At 46.7% G+C, this 17,127-nt stretch carries 18 protein-coding genes; 8 read left to right on the top strand and 10 right to left on the bottom strand.

Annotated elements, in window-relative coordinates:
- Positions 1–75: 75 nt before the first annotated feature.
- Positions 76–411 carry a hypothetical protein gene (locus tag K0I73_RS06100; RefSeq protein ID WP_220063603.1) on the top strand — a complete coding sequence of 112 codons (336 nt, stop codon included), beginning with the start codon at positions 76–78 and terminating at the stop codon, positions 409–411.
- Entirely contained in the window at positions 411–1,184 is a 774-nt protein-coding gene (locus K0I73_RS06095; RefSeq protein WP_220063602.1) for a Zn-ribbon-containing protein, read from the top strand. Before K0I73_RS06100 ends, K0I73_RS06095 begins: the two co-directional genes overlap by 1 nt.
- Before the next feature lie 51 nt (positions 1,185–1,235).
- Here K0I73_RS06095 and syd read toward each other — a convergent pair whose 3' ends face one another.
- Positions 1,236–1,898 carry a SecY-interacting protein gene (gene syd, locus K0I73_RS06090; RefSeq protein WP_220063601.1) on the bottom strand — a complete coding sequence of 221 codons (663 nt, stop codon included), beginning with the start codon at positions 1,896–1,898 and terminating at the stop codon, positions 1,236–1,238.
- 60 nt (positions 1,899–1,958) lie between these two features.
- On the opposite strand from syd, the gene queF reads away from it, so the two are divergent.
- From queF to K0I73_RS19100, 3 genes are read left to right on the top strand one after another with little or no spacing between them, the layout of a single operon-like run.
- Complete coding sequence (gene queF, locus K0I73_RS06085; RefSeq protein WP_220063600.1) at positions 1,959–2,816, top strand: NADPH-dependent 7-cyano-7-deazaguanine reductase QueF; 858 nt, start codon at positions 1,959–1,961, stop codon at positions 2,814–2,816.
- A gap of 60 nt (positions 2,817–2,876) precedes the next feature.
- On the top strand, positions 2,877–3,389 hold the full coding sequence (locus K0I73_RS19105; protein ID WP_258405309.1) for a hypothetical protein: 513 nt from the start codon (positions 2,877–2,879) through the stop codon (positions 3,387–3,389).
- A gap of 3 nt (positions 3,390–3,392) precedes the next feature.
- Entirely contained in the window at positions 3,393–3,614 is a 222-nt protein-coding gene (locus K0I73_RS19100) for a hypothetical protein (protein WP_258405308.1), read from the top strand.
- A gap of 87 nt (positions 3,615–3,701) precedes the next feature.
- Here the strand turns inward: K0I73_RS19100 and K0I73_RS19230 are convergent, their stop codons facing one another.
- The 7 genes from K0I73_RS19230 to K0I73_RS06045 form a co-directional block, all read right to left on the bottom strand.
- The gene (locus tag K0I73_RS19230) at positions 3,702–4,526 is read right to left on the bottom strand and encodes a 4'-phosphopantetheinyl transferase superfamily protein (RefSeq protein WP_286670428.1); all 825 of its coding nucleotides are present in this window, start codon (positions 4,524–4,526) and stop codon (positions 3,702–3,704) included.
- A gap of 102 nt (positions 4,527–4,628) precedes the next feature.
- Entirely contained in the window at positions 4,629–5,867 is a 1,239-nt protein-coding gene (locus tag K0I73_RS06070) for a hypothetical protein (RefSeq protein ID WP_220063599.1), read from the bottom strand.
- Positions 5,864–6,547 (bottom strand): ABC transporter ATP-binding protein, encoded by a 684-nt coding sequence (locus K0I73_RS06065; protein WP_220063598.1) that lies wholly within the window; start codon positions 6,545–6,547, stop codon positions 5,864–5,866. Before K0I73_RS06065 ends, K0I73_RS06070 begins: the two co-directional genes overlap by 4 nt.
- A 12-nt stretch (positions 6,548–6,559) precedes the next feature.
- On the bottom strand, positions 6,560–7,792 hold the full coding sequence (locus tag K0I73_RS06060; RefSeq protein ID WP_220063597.1) for an ABC transporter permease: 1,233 nt from the start codon (positions 7,790–7,792) through the stop codon (positions 6,560–6,562).
- Positions 7,789–9,012, bottom strand: coding sequence for an ABC transporter permease (locus tag K0I73_RS06055; protein WP_220063596.1), 1,224 nt, complete (start codon positions 9,010–9,012; stop codon positions 7,789–7,791). The genes K0I73_RS06060 and K0I73_RS06055 overlap by 4 nt, the downstream gene beginning before the upstream one ends.
- Positions 9,013–9,204: 192 nt before the next feature.
- The gene (locus K0I73_RS06050; protein ID WP_220063595.1) at positions 9,205–9,984 is read right to left on the bottom strand and encodes an outer membrane lipoprotein-sorting protein; all 780 of its coding nucleotides are present in this window, start codon (positions 9,982–9,984) and stop codon (positions 9,205–9,207) included.
- 321 nt (positions 9,985–10,305) lie between these two features.
- A complete protein-coding gene (locus K0I73_RS06045; RefSeq protein ID WP_220063594.1) occupies positions 10,306–10,656 on the bottom strand; it encodes a RidA family protein in 351 nt (116 codons plus the stop codon).
- Positions 10,657–10,846: 190 nt separating this feature from the next.
- Between K0I73_RS06045 and K0I73_RS06040 the strand changes: the two genes are divergently transcribed.
- On the top strand, positions 10,847–11,416 hold the full coding sequence (locus K0I73_RS06040) for a protein tyrosine phosphatase family protein (protein WP_220063593.1): 570 nt from the start codon (positions 10,847–10,849) through the stop codon (positions 11,414–11,416).
- Positions 11,417–11,623: 207 nt separating this feature from the next.
- Positions 11,624–12,478 carry a PA4780 family RIO1-like protein kinase gene (locus tag K0I73_RS06035; RefSeq protein WP_220063592.1) on the top strand — a complete coding sequence of 285 codons (855 nt, stop codon included), beginning with the start codon at positions 11,624–11,626 and terminating at the stop codon, positions 12,476–12,478.
- 83 nt (positions 12,479–12,561) lie between these two features.
- On the opposite strand, the gene K0I73_RS06030 is transcribed toward K0I73_RS06035, so the two are convergent.
- Together K0I73_RS06030 and fusA are read right to left on the bottom strand one after the other, a co-directional pair.
- The gene (locus K0I73_RS06030) at positions 12,562–13,848 is read right to left on the bottom strand and encodes a GGDEF domain-containing protein (RefSeq protein ID WP_220063591.1); all 1,287 of its coding nucleotides are present in this window, start codon (positions 13,846–13,848) and stop codon (positions 12,562–12,564) included.
- Positions 13,849–14,018: 170 nt separating this feature from the next.
- The gene (gene fusA / locus K0I73_RS06025; protein ID WP_220063590.1) at positions 14,019–16,067 is read right to left on the bottom strand and encodes an elongation factor G; all 2,049 of its coding nucleotides are present in this window, start codon (positions 16,065–16,067) and stop codon (positions 14,019–14,021) included.
- Between the two features lie 419 nt (positions 16,068–16,486).
- Between fusA and K0I73_RS06020 the strand changes: the two genes are divergently transcribed.
- Positions 16,487–16,786, top strand: coding sequence for a hypothetical protein (locus K0I73_RS06020; protein ID WP_220063589.1), 300 nt, complete (start codon positions 16,487–16,489; stop codon positions 16,784–16,786).
- Positions 16,787–17,127: the final 341 nt, after the last annotated feature.

Raw genomic sequence — 17,127 nt, 5'->3', positions numbered from 1 at the left:
TTTATATAGATATACATAGATTTAAATGAGGCATTTCTTAAAAACATTGCTAATTAGTGAGGAAATTTACTAACTATGAGCCCCATCGAACAGGTCCTTGCGACAGCAAAGTCAATCGCCTCTTCTGGTAAGACCCCAAGCCTGGCGCTAATAAAATCTCGCCTAGGAAACCAGATCCCGATGCCAATATTGGTTCAGGGATTACAACGCTTTAAGGCGTTATCTAAAGAGGAAATTGCCGCACTGGCATTTGATACGACAATGGTCGACAGCCAAGCGCCAGAGCAAACAGCCACACCCACTATCGCCGCCTTGGCTACGCAGATAACCGCGCTACAGTCGCAACAGTTGCAACTCATCGCACGTATTGAAGTTTTAGAATCTGCACTTAGTAACAGAGATAGTCAATAATGCACGTCATTGAATTAAGATTTGAATGCTTCGATAACACTACGATCACCGCTGCTGAACAGGCAATAAACGGGTTGCTCGAAGCCTATCGCGCCAATGGTCAGGTGCTAGGAAGAGAATTTGCTGTCGCCTTTAACGATGGCGAGTTTAGGGTTCGCCTGCTCATGCCCGAGAAGAGTAGTTTAGCCAAGCGTTACAATAGCCCTTGGGTCGAACATGCCCTGCAAATGCTAACTGACGCAAAGCTACTGCACCCAAGAGAGAAGTATATCGGCCAAGATATTAATTCTGAAATCAGCAGTACCGAGCCAGCCAGTTGGCAACTGCTTTATACCAGCTATGTGCACATGTGTTCACCACTGCGCAACGGTGACACCCTACAACCGATCCCGCTTTACAAAATCCCCGCCACATTTAATGGCGATCATAAACGCGTCATTAAGTGGCAAACGGAGTGGCAAGCGTGCGATGAACTGCAAATGGCCGCAGCGACTAAAGCGGAATTTGCTGCGCTAGAAGAGCTGACACGCTGTGACAGCGACCTATTCAGGCGAGGATGGGATCTGCGTGGCCGAATCGAATATCTCACCAAGATCCCTACTTACTACTACTTATATCGAGTTGGCGGTGAAAGCCTTGCAGCGGAGAAACAGCGAGCCTGCCCTCGCTGTGGCAACGCCCATTGGCGGCTCGATGAACCACTATTAGACCTGTTTCATTTTAAATGCGACAACTGCCGTATTGTGTCAAATATCTCTTGGGATCACCTATAGTCTAGCGGGCCTGAGTCATCATCACTAAGGCCGCTTGCGTTTAGGTTTAGACTAACGCTTACCCAGCAAGTTTTGCCACATTATTTTTAAACGCTGCCAAATGCCAGGATGGTCAGTGTGCGGCAACGACTCTTCGACAACAAGTGATGGTGGGCAAACCCGCGGGATTAAGCCGCTGATAAACTCGTTCAATGATTCAGCCAGCTTGACTTCAGGCTGCTCACCTGGGATCTCAATCCAAACCGAGCCATCGTCATTATTGACAACCAACATCTGATCGCCCTCACCCAATACACCAATAAACCATGTAGCAGGTTGCTTAAGCTTCTGCTTCATCATTAGGTGACCAATCAGGTTCTGCTGCAAATACTCAAAATCGGTGTCATTCCATACCTGTAGCAGTTCGCCATCGCCCCACTGAGAGCTAAACATTAATGGCGCTGAAAAATAACCGCCATACAGATGATTAATATCGCCATGCAATGTCATCTCTAAGGCGTGATCTATATTATCGAATGTGCCTTTTACTGGACGCGCTACCGCCTGCCATATCACGGAAACCGGCTCTGATGCATCCCCGCCCTGTTGGTACTCTCCCACAATACAATTGGAGTGTTCACCGTGTGGGTAATATCGAGGTAACTCACCTAACTTTTCCATATAGCTTCGGTGGTATAACGCGAAAAATTTATCTAAAGCAGGTAAAGAAGACACTTAGCACACGCCCAAAATTCAAGTATAATATGCGCCTATTTTGACATGGAAAACCGATTGATGACACCAGTTCATGACCCATATAGTAACGCACCAGCCCTTTCAGAGTTAACCCTTGGCAAATCTACTGGTTATCAAGCTGAGTACGATGCATCCTTGCTACAAGGCGTACCGAGAAAATTAAATCGTGATGCGATTGCTTTATCCGTTGAACTGCCATTTCATGGGGCCGACATCTGGACGGGTTACGAGCTCTCTTGGCTAAATGCCAAAGGTAAGCCAATGGTCGCCATTGCCGAGTTCATTCTCGATTATCAAAGTGCCAACCTAATTGAATCTAAGTCATTTAAGCTCTATCTCAATAGTTACAACCAAACTCGCTTTGAGTCTATTGAACTGGTACAGCAAACCTTGGCCAAAGATCTGTCTGCATGCGCCGAAGGTGAAGTCGTAGTTAAGATCATTGAGCCCAAACAGTTTGCTTCTCAACGTGTCGTCGAGCTACCAGGTACCTGCATTGACGACCTCGATATTGAAGTTGATAACTATGAATTTACCAGCGACTACCTTATTGATAGCACAGATGACAAGAGTGTCGTCGCAGAAACCTTGACCTCAAACCTATTAAAATCTAACTGCTTAATCACCTCTCAGCCTGATTGGGGCAGCGTGATGATTCGTTATCAAGGTCCTAAAATCGATCGTGAAAAACTGCTGCGTTATCTGATCTCGTTCCGCCAGCACAATGAGTTTCACGAGCAATGCGTTGAACGGATCTTTGTCGACCTCAAACAGTTTTGCCATTGCGCCAAGTTAACCGTCTATGCAAGATACACACGCCGTGGTGGCCTAGACATTAACCCATATCGCAGTGATTTTGAAAATCCGCCAGAAAGCCATCGTCTTGCTCGCCAATAAGTTTTCGTCATACTGATTGCTAATAGCATCACTAATTGCCCAGCAATGCTGGGCTTTTTATTGTTTGACCTCCATAATCGCAACTGTTGTTGCTCCCATCCCGCAGCGGCTAACGCTACATTCCCTGAAGGCTCAGGTAAAGAAGAGCATGAGAACGAAACTCGCCTAGTCAACGTTAACTATAAAGGGCTTGAATTTGCCCAGTTAACTGGTTACGCCGACCTTATTGACAATCAAGATGTGGCCGCTTTCTCTACCGACACTTACGGTATCCGCGCAACAGGCGATGTAAAACTCGATGCGCTGAAACTCAGCTACCAGGCGGAATTTGCTCAGCAGTCTGAAGATAATGATAATCCAGTGAGTTACAGCGCGTCTTACTACAAATTGGGCGCTGGCCTTAATATCGATGCATTCGGTGCCAAAATTGGTTACGAAGTGTTGGGCTCCGACGATGGTAAAGCAGGCTTTATCACTCCGCTTGCCACTTTACATGCCTTCAATGGTTGGACAGACAAATTCCTATTTAGCGGTAAAGGCAACTGGGAAAATGGCTTGATGGCTACTCATTAAATTGTGATCGCTAAAGTTGCAGGCCTTAACCTACTGGCTAAATACCACAAATTTGATTCTGACTATGGCGACATCGATATAGGTAAAGAGTGGGGCGTGTCAGCCACCTACCCCTTTGCCAATCACTACAGCGTGGGCATCAAGTACGCCAGCTTCAGTGGCGCCGGCTACAGTTTCTCAAACGATACCGACAAGCTTTGGCTCACATTCCAAGCTAACTACTAATCGAAACAGCGCTTAAGGCTATTACGGCCTAAGCGCGACCCTCCCAATCAAACAGGCAACGTCATTTGTGCCTGCTTTTTCTGCAAATTACCAGCGTTGCAATAACTCTCTCATGGTGATCAGTGTGCCATGTAGCCTTTGTGATGGCCGATTGATACACACAGCAAAGCGATAAGTTGCATCAATATGCGCCAGTGTCACACTCCAACTATCGCTGCTCAGCATGCTCTCTTGATGCAACACTAAACCTATTGCCTGACGAGCCTCTATCTCGCCTAAACCATCAATCATCATAGTCTGGCGGATTGCACTGTCAAAACAGAAGCCAAAAGACTTTAGCGACAAGGCTAACCCTAACCCCTTGGCTTTTATGTAAGACTCCTTTAAGGCCCATAGATTGAAAAAGCGCTCGCGCTGCTCAGCCTTTGGCAGTGCCAGCAAGGCATCGCGCTCTTGCTCAGTAAAATAGTGATTTAAAATGGGGTAAATATTGGTGCTTGCTCGCAGCCGCTCAATATCGGCGCCTAGCTCGATCTCAGGGGCACCATGGGTGATGGATACCATAAGATAGTCGCCACTATGGCTAATATTAAATGCTATTTGCGTGCACTGAAACTGGTCAGCCGTTAACCTAGGTTTGCCTTTATCACCATAGACAAATCGCCATTGGCTCGGGGTTATTTCAAGCCCTACTCCCGCTGCATAGGTCGTTAGTAAAGTACGTAAATAGCCGCGCACCAGCAGACCTTTTTCCCTTGCCTCTTTACGCGTATAGCGCTTGACCTTGGCAAGCTCATCTTCAGGTAACCAACTCTCCAAACGAGCACGATCGGCAACAGGCAAGCCGTCATCGACTAAGGGACAAAAATATACAGAGATATCGCTAGAAACCTCGTCTGCAAGCTGAGTCAAATTGAGTGTTCTTCTGCTAAATAAAGCGCGATATTAACAGCATGGGCCGTCGAAGAAAATAAGCCCCTCGCCATTGAAGGCGCCAATATCCTGCGATGATGGCTAAAAGCTCCATTTCACCTGAGCAAAAGCGAGCGTCGAAGCGGATTGGCCAAACAAACTGTCTATATCGCCATCAAATCGTTGGGCAATAAATTGCAGCTGCCAGTCATTAGCAAGCGAATAACTGACGCTAGCGCCAACAAAATAGGAGCCATCCTGATAATAGCTCGCACTTAGACTGACACGGCTTAACGCCGACCAATCAAAACTCGCCTCCCCATAATAGGTCCATTGGGTAAAGCTAAGTGTCCGAGCGCTGAGCGGTAAATTAAGATAAAGCTGTGCACTATCGGCCAACATAGGAGAGGATATATACAGCACAGATCCACGCAGTATCCAGTTGCGAACACTGGCAAAACTGTAATCACTCTCAAGAGTCGCCACATGGGTCGAATAGAACCCCAGCTCTGGCAACATAGAGGGCGTGGAGAGTAACGGATTTGTCACTTGCTCGCGCTCTGGCCAATTATCATAAATGGGGTCAAAGTAACTCCACTCTCCCCGAATACCAGCCCCTTGAATATCCCCCGCAAAACCAGCGCCGAATACTCTATCGGTACCGGCTTTCCCAGCGATTAGCTGCATATCCCAGCCATCATGGTTGAATAAAAAGCGTGTCGCATAGCGGTTTAAGTCACTATCTTGATTGGCGTTAAAGACCAGTTCAACACTGCTGGCAAAACCCAATTTCCGGCTCACCATTATCGCATCCGTGCCAGACCGCTCTTCATAATCAAAATCATAAATCGAGTAAGCATTAAAAATATCGTTGGGATTCCACAGTGCGCTCATCGCCCAATTCACCCGAAATCGTCCAAGCTTAAATTGCCAATCCTCATCAGTACTAAAAGTTAAATACGCCCTATCGAACTGACTGTTACCAACCCAACCATGGCTATCTAACCAGTTGGTCGATAGGTCAAAATATCCGTTATCGAAGCCCACCAGCTTGCCATAGGCCGGAAACTGACTCGTGTCACCATAGAAGAGTCGATTGCGCATCCCCAAATTAAAGCGCAGCCTCTTATCAATCCGATATTCAAAATTAACACGTTGGTTGAGTAGATGATCAAGTAGGTTATCTTGACTGTCAGGATATGTCGCACTGCCCATATACTTAACGTAACCGTTTAAGTCCCAATCTTTTTGGGGAGCAAGCCCTGGGATAGGCGATGCCATCGACTGCTGCACGCCACAAAGGCAGAGCAGGATCACAAGCCCATAGCGTGGCAACCTCACTGCAATTTATCCTCCACAAGTTGACCATCCTCAAACACGATCACCCGCTTAGCGCGCTTTATTACGCGTTGATCATGTGTTGAAAAAATAAATGTCGTTCCCTCTATCTCATTGAGCTGTTGCATGATATCGAGCAGCTCACTGGTACTTTTTGCATCTAAGTTTGCGGTTGGCTCATCGGCCATTACAAAGCGTGGCCGCGGGGCCAAGGCTCTGGCAACGGCCACTCGCTGCTGCTGCCCCCCCGACAGCTTAGCGGGCACTTTGTGTAGATGATCGCCCAAACCGACCTGTTTCAACAGTTCGGTGGCGCGTTGCCGACAAGCCTGCTCACAGTGTCCCTGAAGTTGCATCACAAACTCTACATTCTCTAATGCCGTCAGCACTGGCAACAAACTGTAATCTTGAAAAATAAAACCAACATGATCGCGACGAAAGGCGATTAATGCCTTGTCATCTAACTGACAAATATCATCACCATCAATATACACTGCACCCGAGCTTGGCGAGTCTATTCCACCAATCATGTTAAGCAAAGTGGTCTTGCCTGAGCCTGACGGCCCCATCACAGCCACAAACTCTCCCTGTTTTATGCTCAAGTCTAACGCTTTGACGGCATGCACTGGAAAGTCGCTGTCTGGATTGTACACTTTGCTCAGCTGGCTAATCTCGATACTCATCGCATCACCTCCTTAATGCTTCTGTGACATAGCATCTACCGGCCGTTGTTTTAAAATCTGCCGCGCGGGATAGAGTGATGCCAGAATACTCACCAAGATCACGGTGACAAAAGCTGCGGCGTACTCATTAGAGCTGACGCTTGGATAAAGGGTGGTATCGACGCCAAATGCACCTAACCCTTGTGCCATATTGCCCAAAGGAATACCCGTTTGCGCCAGCAGCGTAACCAGCAGTAAACTGGCCAGCGATCCAATGGTTGCGCCCGTTATCCCCAGTAGCGTCGACTCCAGTAAAATAAGCGTGAACACTTGACGCTTTGCCATGCCAATTGCCATTAACACCCCCAATTCTCTGGTACGTTCAAACACCGACATCAGCATGACATTGACAATACCTAAGCCCATTGCCGAAACAAAAATGGCCAATATCACCGCATTGGTTGCACCCATCTGTGAAATGATTGTCGCCAATAGTGGCTGGACTTGCTGCCAGTCTCGCACGCGATTGCCCGTATCGCTCAACTGACTTAGTTGCCCAGCTAGCTCCAGTGCCGAGCGATTGTCCAAATTATTTGATTCATTGAGCACGACGGCGATTTCATGAATCCCCTCGACTCCAGCAAGCTTAGCCAAATCACTGCGGCGCACATAACTGTTCGCCTCATCGAAGCCACTAGAAGGCGAACTAAAAATACCAGCAACACGAAAAGCTGCACCAGTAACATCTTTATGGGCATTACTGAAAGTGAGCACCACCTTTGACCCCAACTTAAGCCGCAGACGTTCGGCTGTCTTTTGCGATACAACGATGGGATTACGCCCCTCTTGTAGCAGCCAACGGCCCTGGATAATACTGCCAGCTATTGGCGTCACCTTCGCTTCGGCATCGCTGTCGACACCATTGATGCGTATACCGCGATTGGCTCGCGCGGAAGCAATCATGCCGTCTACTAGAAATCGCGCAGAAAACGCCTTAACCCCGGGCATTGTGCGCAGCGCCTCAATTAATGGCTGCGGGTTAATTAAGGTTTCATTGATATCTTGATCATCGAGGTAGCGCTGGTTTTGGATCTGAACATGGCTAACTTGCCACGCAATGGCATTATCAATCATGTTGCCATACATGCCTGACATAAACCCCATCATCGCCACCACGCCCATCAGACCAAATACCATGGCGCATACCATGGTTGTGGTGCGGATTTTATTACGCCACAGGTTTCGCCACGCCAGCTTAATGATCATAACTCCCCCCCCTTCAGTGCCGACACTAGAGACAAATGATAGGCTCGCCATAACGGATAGAGCAGGCAGATACTCATGAGCATGAGCACGATTGTCACCTGATCGACCACAAGCCTGATCGAGATCAACATAGGAATAATGGGCTCCCAGCCCATCTCCAGCATCATCTCGGCCGTGTCGCCCGACAATTGAATGGGGTGATAATAGAAATAGCCAACAACAGGGAAACTCACCGCTAAACCTATGATGACACCCAACAGCGAAATAAAGCAGGACTCTATAATAATGAGCTGCATTAACTTATGCCGCTGTAGACCTGTAGCCAACATCACGCCAAATTCACGCTGTCGCTCCAAGGTCATCATTAAAATTGTCGCAAACAGTCCAAAACCAACAATGCCATAGAGGAGGTACATCATAAACACGCCACCCGCTTTATCCATGGTGATCTGTTGGGCCATCTCAGGCGCGAGCTCTTGCCAATCTCGAACATTCACATCCTGACCGTACAGTTGCTGAAGCTCAGCCTTTAAGGCGGGGATCCGTGACAATTCATCACTGTGCAATACCCAAGTGGTAACCTGCGCCCCAGTAGAATAGAGCGTTTGCGCCAGCGGTAACGGGAGGTAAACGAGCTGTTTATCAAGCGCGGCCAGCGGAAAATGCAGCACGCCTTTTACCCGATACAACCCCGCGGCGGTTTGTCCGCGGTAGCCTTGACCATAAAGTACTATCTCATCGCCCACGCTCAGCGCTAAGGTTTGCGCAAGCCCTTCACCAATCAGCACCGACTGATCATCATGTGTAATAAATTCACCAGCCACCAACTTACTGGCAATGCCCGAGTATTCATCCTCCTGCTCTGGCAATACGCCAATCACCATAACCCCTTTGGAGCGCTCACCAGCCGATGCCAGTGCAAATGATTCAATACGCGGCAGCAGATAGCTCACATGTGGCAAGGTCATTGCGGGCGAAATAAAGTGGTCAGTTTGAGGAAGTAGATCTTCTATGCTTTGACTCTGAGCAAAGTCAGGGTGCGAGAGTTGCACCAATCCTGTAGAGAAACGTGCACTATTATCAATATTATGTTGGTAACTCCCCTCCTGCATACTGCGCATAAAGAGTGACAAAAACAGTGCTAACGCCAAGGACAACGCGGTTAGTAGCGTCCGTCGTTTTTGTCGCCAAAGATTTCGCCACGCGAGTTTCACCAACATAACTCTTCCCTCAATCGACTTTATACCAATCAGTATAAAGATATGATCGCTCAGCGAAAATTTAGCGCTTATGAGGCAAGGCAACGAGTGAAGAGCATAGTTGTTCTACGGTCAAACTCGTTAACACAGCATCGAAAGCGCTAAAACACGCTGAGTAGATCACTTTCTTATACTGATTGGTATTATACCGCGTTAATCCCGTAACGCTTTCATCTGCTGCTGTGAAAAAAAACTGTCTTCAATATCGAAATCAAACTGAGCTTCATGGGTAATGAGTTCGGTTCTTTGACCCGGTTTATCGACGGGGTACATCGCCATTTTGGTGGCTAACATACGGCCACCAAGCTCCTGGATTTGGGAGGTTTCTAAGATATTAACCAGCTCATCAAACTCATCATAAAACTCGACACGTCGTTGCAAAAAGCTGGTTGTGGAGATCCATAAACGCACCTTATTCCACACCACTGGCGCATCGGGCTTTGCCAGCGCATCAATAATGTAACTGTTATCACCATCGATAGCCGCTTGCCCCATCAGCTGATGGTCATAATCGACAACAATAGAAGATTGGTTGATGAGGTCATCATTAGTGAAGTCTGAGCCCATCCATGATTGACTCAACATTGAGGGGGCGATCTTAATGACGCGCTCAATCGATGGGATCCAGTTCCACATCTCTTTATAACGCTTGAGTGAAGCGCTGCCTTTATCTTTTGCTGGAGCGGTCACCAAAACCAGTGAAAGGTCTTGCCCTTTAGTCCAACTTTTCATGGTCATGGAACGTGTCCAATCAGGGCGGATAATGTTCATCGTCGCCACGCTATAGCTGGAGGCTCCTCGCATCTGTTCATCCGACTGACGTACAATATCACGAGCATCTAATACATGCTCATCCGCACTCACCAGCGGCGCTAGCACCACCAATAATAACCCAACAAAAACATGAACTATCTTCCTTGAATCCCTATTCATCAATCCCCCTATTATCATCCACAATGTGTCGATAAAGCTTGAATCTGATCCCACTATAACTGATGAAACAACAAGCAAACAGGGACTGCTAGAAAATAAACCGATCTAAGGGTAGCCACGGTTGAATAGCGCAGCAAAACAAAGGTAAACAAGCGCTTCACGCCGCGGTTTTAGGCTCAATAATCTGACTGACAATAGATTAAAAAGTGCGATGGATTAACATCACGCTTTTGCTCTACTTAGCAGTGCGATCGAGTCGCCAGTGGCACAAGCGTAAACAAGTACTTGCATACGCCATGAGCTTTATCAACGTCGACCAATTTAAGGTTTACAGGCCGCCACAAAAGTCATCTCAACCAAATAGTTAGGATCGGCGAGTTCGGCTTTAACACATGCACGACTCGGCGCGCAGCCTTGGGGAAACCACGCATCCCACTGTTCGTTCAAAATCGCCAAGTGAGCAAAGTCTGTAACATAAATGGTGGTAGACAACACAGAGGCTCTATCACTGCCAACCTTGGTCAGTGTCGCTTCGGCTTGCGCTAAAATCTGCTTAACTTGACCCTGCATATCAGCAGTCGTGTCTTCGGCGATTTCGACAAAGTGTGCAATCCCATTAAAAACAGTTGCATCTGACCAGCGCGGCGTCGGATTAACACGTTCAATTTTCATATTCTTTCCTCAAAAAGTTGTCTCAAAAAGTGACCTCGCAAGTATCCCCAACAAGGAGCCATTGTACTCGATTCGAGTGAATATCCTCACCTACTCATTGCCAAGTAAGTCGCAATATGTAACGCTTAATCGCACCTCAGGTGTACCCTCATAAGCCAGCAGTTTAAACTATAAATCAAGGATATAAACTATGCGCCCACTCATCGATTTAAACAAGAGATTAACCTGGTTTGTCATCCGCGTAGCCATACTCATGAGTAGTGCTATGTCTGCTCATGCAGCAATCACACCGACCAGTTTGTCCGATATTAAGGCGATAAAACTTAACAGTGATACCATTATCACCTCGGGACTTCCAACCACTGAGCAGTTTGATGTGCTAAAACAAGCTGGCATCGATTTAGTCATTAATCTCATTCCAAATGACAATCCTAATGGACATAAAAATGAGGCCGAGCTGGTGGCTAAAGCACAGATGCAATACGCACATATTTCAGTGGACTGGCAGCGACCCACGCTAGCGGATGTTGAGCAGTTTTTCACCATTATGGATGCCAATAAAGATAAGGATATTTTGATCCATTGCGCTGCAAACTACCGAGCATCGGCATTTTATTATCTCTATGAATCAACTCAATTAACTCATACAGACAATCAAGCTATCACTATGTCACCTTGGGGCGATCTTAAAAGCAGCTTGGCAGAATACCCACAATGGCAAGCCTTGATCGAAGCGGTTAAACATAAATACGCCCACTAACCGACATAAGAGTACGACAAAACGCCTCAGTTTCCCCTAGCGCTATAGTCCTGAGGCGAACACAGGAGATAAGGAGAGCTTTTCTTAACGCATTTTTAGTCCCATGAAACACGAAAAATCACCTTGAACCGCTTAAATTGCCCCAAGTTCACATAATTTAGTCTTCAAGAGGTACCATCCCGTCTTGAAGTAAGGTATAACGGCGCAATGAAAACGCCTAAACGTATACAACCACTGGTTGACGATGGTCTCGTCGATGAAGTGATTAGCCAATTAATGAGTGGTAAAGAAGCTACTGTCTACATCGTACGTTGTGGGACAGAGATCCGCTGTGCCAAAGTATATAAAGAAGCTACAAAAAGAAGCTTCAAAAAAGCAGCTCAATATCAAGAAGGTAGAAAGAGCCGAAATAGTCGTCGCAGCCGAGCGATGGAAAAAGGTTCAAGCTATGGTCGCGAACAACAGGAGCAAGCCTGGCAAAATGCCGAGGTCGATGCGCTTTATAAATGTGCCGCCGCCGATATTAGAGTCCCCACCCCATTTGGTTGTTTCGATGGCGTCTTGTTAATGGAGCTGATCACCGACGCTAACGGCGATGTGGCACCACGACTCAATGACGTTATGCTAACGTCAGAGCAAGCTATCGCCGATCACGATGTGATGATGGGATATATCACGCGTATGTTATGCGCGGGCATAGTCCATGGTGATCTGTCTGAATTTAACGTGTTACTCGACGATAACGGCCCAGTGATCATCGATCTCCCCCAAGCCGTCGATGCATCAGCCAACAACAATGCCAAAGTGATGCTCGAACGTGATGTGAATAATATGACCCACTACTATTCGCAGTTTGCACCAGCACTTGCGCAGACCAAATACGCTAAAGAGATGTGGGCGTTATACGAAAAAGCTAAACTCACCCCAAATACTAAGTTAACCGGTGAATTCATTGAAGATACTCACAGTGCCGATGTCAATTCGGTACTAGAAGAGATCCAAGCCGCGCTCGAAGAAGAGCAGGAAAAGCGCGAACGGATCAGCGAAGCTAACGAGCTATAACGCCATATAGATAATGGTGGACGTCTAGCAAACTCAGCCAGCATAGAATAATCAGTCAGACTCTTTGCTGGCTTGGCTTAACATTAGGCCTCTCGCGCCGCACATTTGCCCTGATGCTTAACTTGATACATGGCATTGTCAGCAGCCTGAATTAAGGCTTCTAAACTATCCCCATGATCAGGGTAATAAGCAATACCGACACTAACGCTCATCACGACAGGATCTAAAGCGTCAGCTAGCGCTATAGGTTGCTGAACCTTAGCCACTATCTCCTCTGCTATACGGCAGATCTCTTGGCGCTGGTTTATGCCATCTAACCACAGGATAAACTCATCACCACCAATCCGCACCACTTGGCCTTTCCCCTGTGCGATAACACTGAGTCTATTGGCTATATTGGTTAACACCTGATTGCCCGCCTCATGGCCAAAATTATCATTCACTTGCTTAAATCCATCTAAATCAAGATATAAAACAGCCAATAACGACTCGTTGCTCTTTGCCGTCTCAACCAATTCAGCTTCCTTAGCCAACAGATAGTGCAAGGATGGGATGCCAGTTACCGCATCATAGTGTGCTAGCTGACGTAATTGCTCTTGCGCCTGCCGTGCTTGGTCAAGCGCTGCATGCAGGGGCGATACATCATATTCGGACATCAACAACAGAAAATCTCCTGTTAATGGATGGCGAGTGATACGCAAATCTAACGTATGTTTACGTATGCCAGCGGATGTCATCACCTCACAGGTCCATTGGCCGCCTTTTTGCGCGATAGCGGTCTCCAATACCCGTTTTCCTTCACTTGGGTCAAGAAAGCGGCTAGAAAAGAAACTATGGTTATCAACTAAGTCTGTTCGAGACAAATGCTTATAGGCTTGGGTCGCCGCTGGGTTTTCGACTATCGGCTCACCCTCAAACGTAAAACTGGTCACTAGCACACTGGTATAGCGCATCGCCTCCACTAACAGCAGATTTTCAGGCGTGTCACCGAGGTTTACCTCTTCATTCACGTAGGCAATGATGGCGCGATGTTTATTGGGCCCCACCAACACAGCGCGATGACGCATATAGAGTGTTTTAGGCTTGCCATTTGGATAAGTGGTCCATGGATCGACCGTTAAACCGTTTTGAGCCGCCAACTCAAAAGTTTGTGCAGTGCGATCTTTCGCTCCTTGGGTATCCCCAGAGAGATCCTTATCTATCAGCTGCGTTAATTGCTCAAGCCCCCAAAAGCGTAATGCGGCAGAATTTCCCCACCACCAACCATGTTTATCTAAATCAAATATCCACACGACATCAGGAATGAGCTCGTATAACACTAACTCAGAGTGATCACGGATATGAATTAAATGGGAATAGTTTGAGGTCATAAGATCTATCTTCATCCATCAACAGGTATAAACACTTAGTAGCAGTGCTCACGATAAAATAGAGATACATATATAACACACCTTCTATATCAAAATTAAACCGATATAGACTTAAATAAAAAAGGAGAGCTTCGGCTCTCCCTTTACTTAACCATAGTATCTATTTCATCTTAATCACGCTTTGCTTCGGTAACTAACTGTTGCTGCACATGATCTGGCACCACATCATAGCGACTAAAGGTCATCGCAAACTGCCCATCACCACCAGTCAACGATTTAAGTCTGGTAGAGTAGTCATCTACTGTCGCTAAGGGGGCTTCAACCTCAACCTCGACCTTGCCATTCGCTTGCGCCTGGGTACCACAAATAATGCCACGATTAGCACTGATATCGCCTGTAATATCGCCAACATGCTCCTGAGCAACGGTAACCGTCATCTCAACTATGGGTTCCAATATAACCGCTTGAGCTTGATGCACAGCATCTAAGAAGGCTTTTTTACCTGCCATCACAAACGCTATCTCTTTCGAATCCACACTGTGATGCTTACCGTCTAACAGAGACACCCGCACATCTTGCATAGGATACCCAGCCAAAGCGCCGCTCCCCATAGCTTCCTTAACCCCCTTTTCTACCGCTGGGATATATTGGCTAGGCACCGAGCCACCGACCACTTTACTGACAAACTCAAAACCCGTTCCCCGTGGTAAAGGCTCGACTTCCAATTCGACCTCACCAAACTGCCCCGAACCACCCGATTGTTTCTTGTGGCGATAACGAGCTTTGGCTGTTGCCATAATCGTTTCACGATAGGCGACGGCGGGCACATCGGTATCCATATCGACATTAAATAGATCGTGCGCTTTTTCAAGTGCGATCTGCAGATGCAGATCACCTTGCCCTTGTAAAATAGTCTGTCCTTCAGCTTCATTTTTAGCTATGTGCAGACTGGGATCTTCCACCACCAATTTATGGAGCACTTCGGCAATTTTCTGCTCGTCACCACGACGCTTCGCCGAAACAGCCAAGCCAAAAATAGGTTGAGGTAGGTTAAGCTCTGGCAAACAAAACTCATCTTCATCATGGCTGTCATGCAATACCGCACCGACGTTAAGTTCATCGACCTTAGATACCGCACAGATATCCCCAGGAATGGCCGAGGTCACCGCGATCTGTCTATCACCCTGTAACTTAAATAAACTACTGACTTTAAAAGGTTTACGTCCATCACCAATAAAGAGCTTCATTCCCAATTGAATCGTGCCTTGATGCACTCTAAACACGCCCATCCGGCCAAAGAAAGGATCGATCGCGACCCGAAATACATGAGCGAGCACATGATCATCGGCGGCTTGCGTGACATCAACTGGCTTGGCTTGGTCGGCAAATCCTTTTAAAAACTGCGGTGGATTGGCCTCAAGCGGATTAGGGCATAGCTTAATGATCAGTTCAAGTAGCTCGCTAATACCGACCTCTGTTTCGGCGCTAGTAAAACAGATCGGCACTAAGTGTCCCATGCGTAATGCCGTTTCTAAGGGCGCGTGTAGTTGCTCGGGAGTGAGAGATTCTCCCTGCTCTAAATAGAGCGCCATCAAATCATCATCTTCTTCTAACACTGTATCGACCAGCTCATCGCGGGCACTGGCGATATCATGAAATAGCGCGTCTGCTTGCAGCTGTGGCTCAGGATGAAGATAACAATCAATCACGCTATCTAACGCTGCATTAGGTAAGTTAACGGGTAAGCAGCGGTGACCAAATCGAGTTTGAATATCATCGAGCAATGCAGGCAAGATCCCAGCGTTACCGTCGATATGATTCACGGCAATGAGCACCACTTTACCTTGAGCTCTTGCCGCCTCAAAGGCGCGTTGGGTTATCGTTTCAATACCCGTTGTCGCATTGATCACTAGCAGAACAGTCTCCACACCGGGCAGTGGCAACAAGGCTCTACCAAAAAAGTCAGGAAGACCTGGAGTATCTATAAAGTTGATGTGATGGTTGTCGAAATCAAGATTGAGGAATGAAGGTTCAAGGCTATGGCGATGGTCTTTTTCTTGGGCAGTGAAATCAGCATGATTTGTGCCCTTGTCCACCCTGCCTTTTTGGGTGATCGCCTTACCTTGGAACAGTAACGCCTCAAGCAGTGAGGATTTACCCGCTCCAGTGTGTCCGAGCACCGCCAGATTTCTTATCTGTTCGGTCATAAACTCAGCCATATTGGCCTCCTTGTTTTCATGTTATCTAACTAGATAGCAGCACTAGGATTTGTGCTTTATCGCAAACAAAATCGTCATTGCTGCAAATAAAAAACGTGAGTTGTTATCGGTTTATTAACAACCAGTATAGGCGCGTAACGGTCAATCGCTTTTGATCAAGATCACGGATTCACCATGCATCTTGTGACCTAAAACAGAATAGACATAAGACGTTAATTCAATTAGATAAAATTAACATTAGATCCTTTACCCCTAACGGTCTAAAGTATGCCTTCGGTAGCGGCGTTGTTTTTAGTTGTTAATTTGTTCCAAATATGTAACCGTTATACTTGGTTCAGACCAGATGCAATAAATGCGTACACGAAAACGCACATCATTTTGATGGAACAATACTAATAATCTTATTTAAGGAAAACTTTGTGTCTATAAAATCAACAAATATTATTAAGACGGTTACTTTGAGTGTCTTGATGTTCGCCATGACAGCTTGCAGCAGTACCGATAACAAGCCTATGACTGAAGAGCAGATGGCATTAAAAGCAAAAAATGAACAAAGACTTGCCGACGCGGGCTATGAATGTAGAAAACAGAGAGTGACGGGATCAAGCATCAAGGTAAAAGTTTGCGATACACGTCAACAACGTGAAGATCGCCAGAATGCAGATAGAGAGGCGATTAACGATATCATCCGTCAAACACCAGCTCCGAAAAGTAATTAATCTCAGGGCATCTATCCCCCCTAGAAATAGTCAACTGGAGCAACAAGTCTCTAGCCTGACCAACGATATATAGCGATAGGGTAAAGATAGCTAGACTATTAGCTTTACCCTTATATCGATTATTCCTCTCAGAACATACTTCCTCACGATTCTCACTACCGACTTATCATATTTATTTCTCCATCCGTAAATCTTAGGTAAAGCAAACGCAATAGACTTTCTGCCACCTCCACTATTTTGCTATAGTGCACACTTGTACGCTAAAACTGGTCTAAACAGGTGCTTTTAAGTCCCAGGTGATTGTGTTGACTTCAAACCTAATGTAGTCTGCTGGGCAAATA

The organism is Shewanella mesophila, assembly GCF_019457515.1.
Lineage (GTDB): Bacteria > Pseudomonadota > Gammaproteobacteria > Enterobacterales > Shewanellaceae > Shewanella > Shewanella mesophila.
The sequence above is the reverse complement of the archived record's forward strand: the minus strand, read 5'-3'. Positions and strand labels throughout refer to the sequence as shown.

Excerpts from the sequence above, each read along its gene's own strand:
- K0I73_RS06060 (WP_220063597.1), bottom strand. The coding sequence starts at position 7,792 with ATGATCATTAAGCTGGCGTGGCGAAACCTGTGGCGTAATAAAATCCGC.
- K0I73_RS06100 (WP_220063603.1), top strand. The coding sequence starts at position 76 with ATGAGCCCCATCGAACAGGTCCTTGCGACAGCAAAGTCAATCGCCTCT.
- fusA (WP_220063590.1), bottom strand. The coding sequence starts at position 16,067 with ATGGCTGAGTTTATGACCGAACAGATAAGAAATCTGGCGGTGCTCGGA.
- K0I73_RS06030 (WP_220063591.1), bottom strand. The coding sequence starts at position 13,848 with ATGACCTCAAACTATTCCCATTTAATTCATATCCGTGATCACTCTGAG.
- K0I73_RS06095 (WP_220063602.1), top strand. The coding sequence starts at position 411 with ATGCACGTCATTGAATTAAGATTTGAATGCTTCGATAACACTACGATC.
- K0I73_RS06045 (WP_220063594.1), bottom strand. The coding sequence starts at position 10,656 with ATGAAAATTGAACGTGTTAATCCGACGCCGCGCTGGTCAGATGCAACT.
- K0I73_RS06040 (WP_220063593.1), top strand. The coding sequence starts at position 10,847 with ATGCGCCCACTCATCGATTTAAACAAGAGATTAACCTGGTTTGTCATC.
- K0I73_RS06050 (WP_220063595.1), bottom strand. The coding sequence starts at position 9,984 with ATGAATAGGGATTCAAGGAAGATAGTTCATGTTTTTGTTGGGTTATTA.
- queF (WP_220063600.1), top strand. The coding sequence starts at position 1,959 with ATGACACCAGTTCATGACCCATATAGTAACGCACCAGCCCTTTCAGAG.
- K0I73_RS06055 (WP_220063596.1), bottom strand. The coding sequence starts at position 9,012 with ATGTTGGTGAAACTCGCGTGGCGAAATCTTTGGCGACAAAAACGACGG.
- K0I73_RS06065 (WP_220063598.1), bottom strand. The coding sequence starts at position 6,547 with ATGAGTATCGAGATTAGCCAGCTGAGCAAAGTGTACAATCCAGACAGC.
- K0I73_RS06035 (WP_220063592.1), top strand. The coding sequence starts at position 11,624 with ATGAAAACGCCTAAACGTATACAACCACTGGTTGACGATGGTCTCGTC.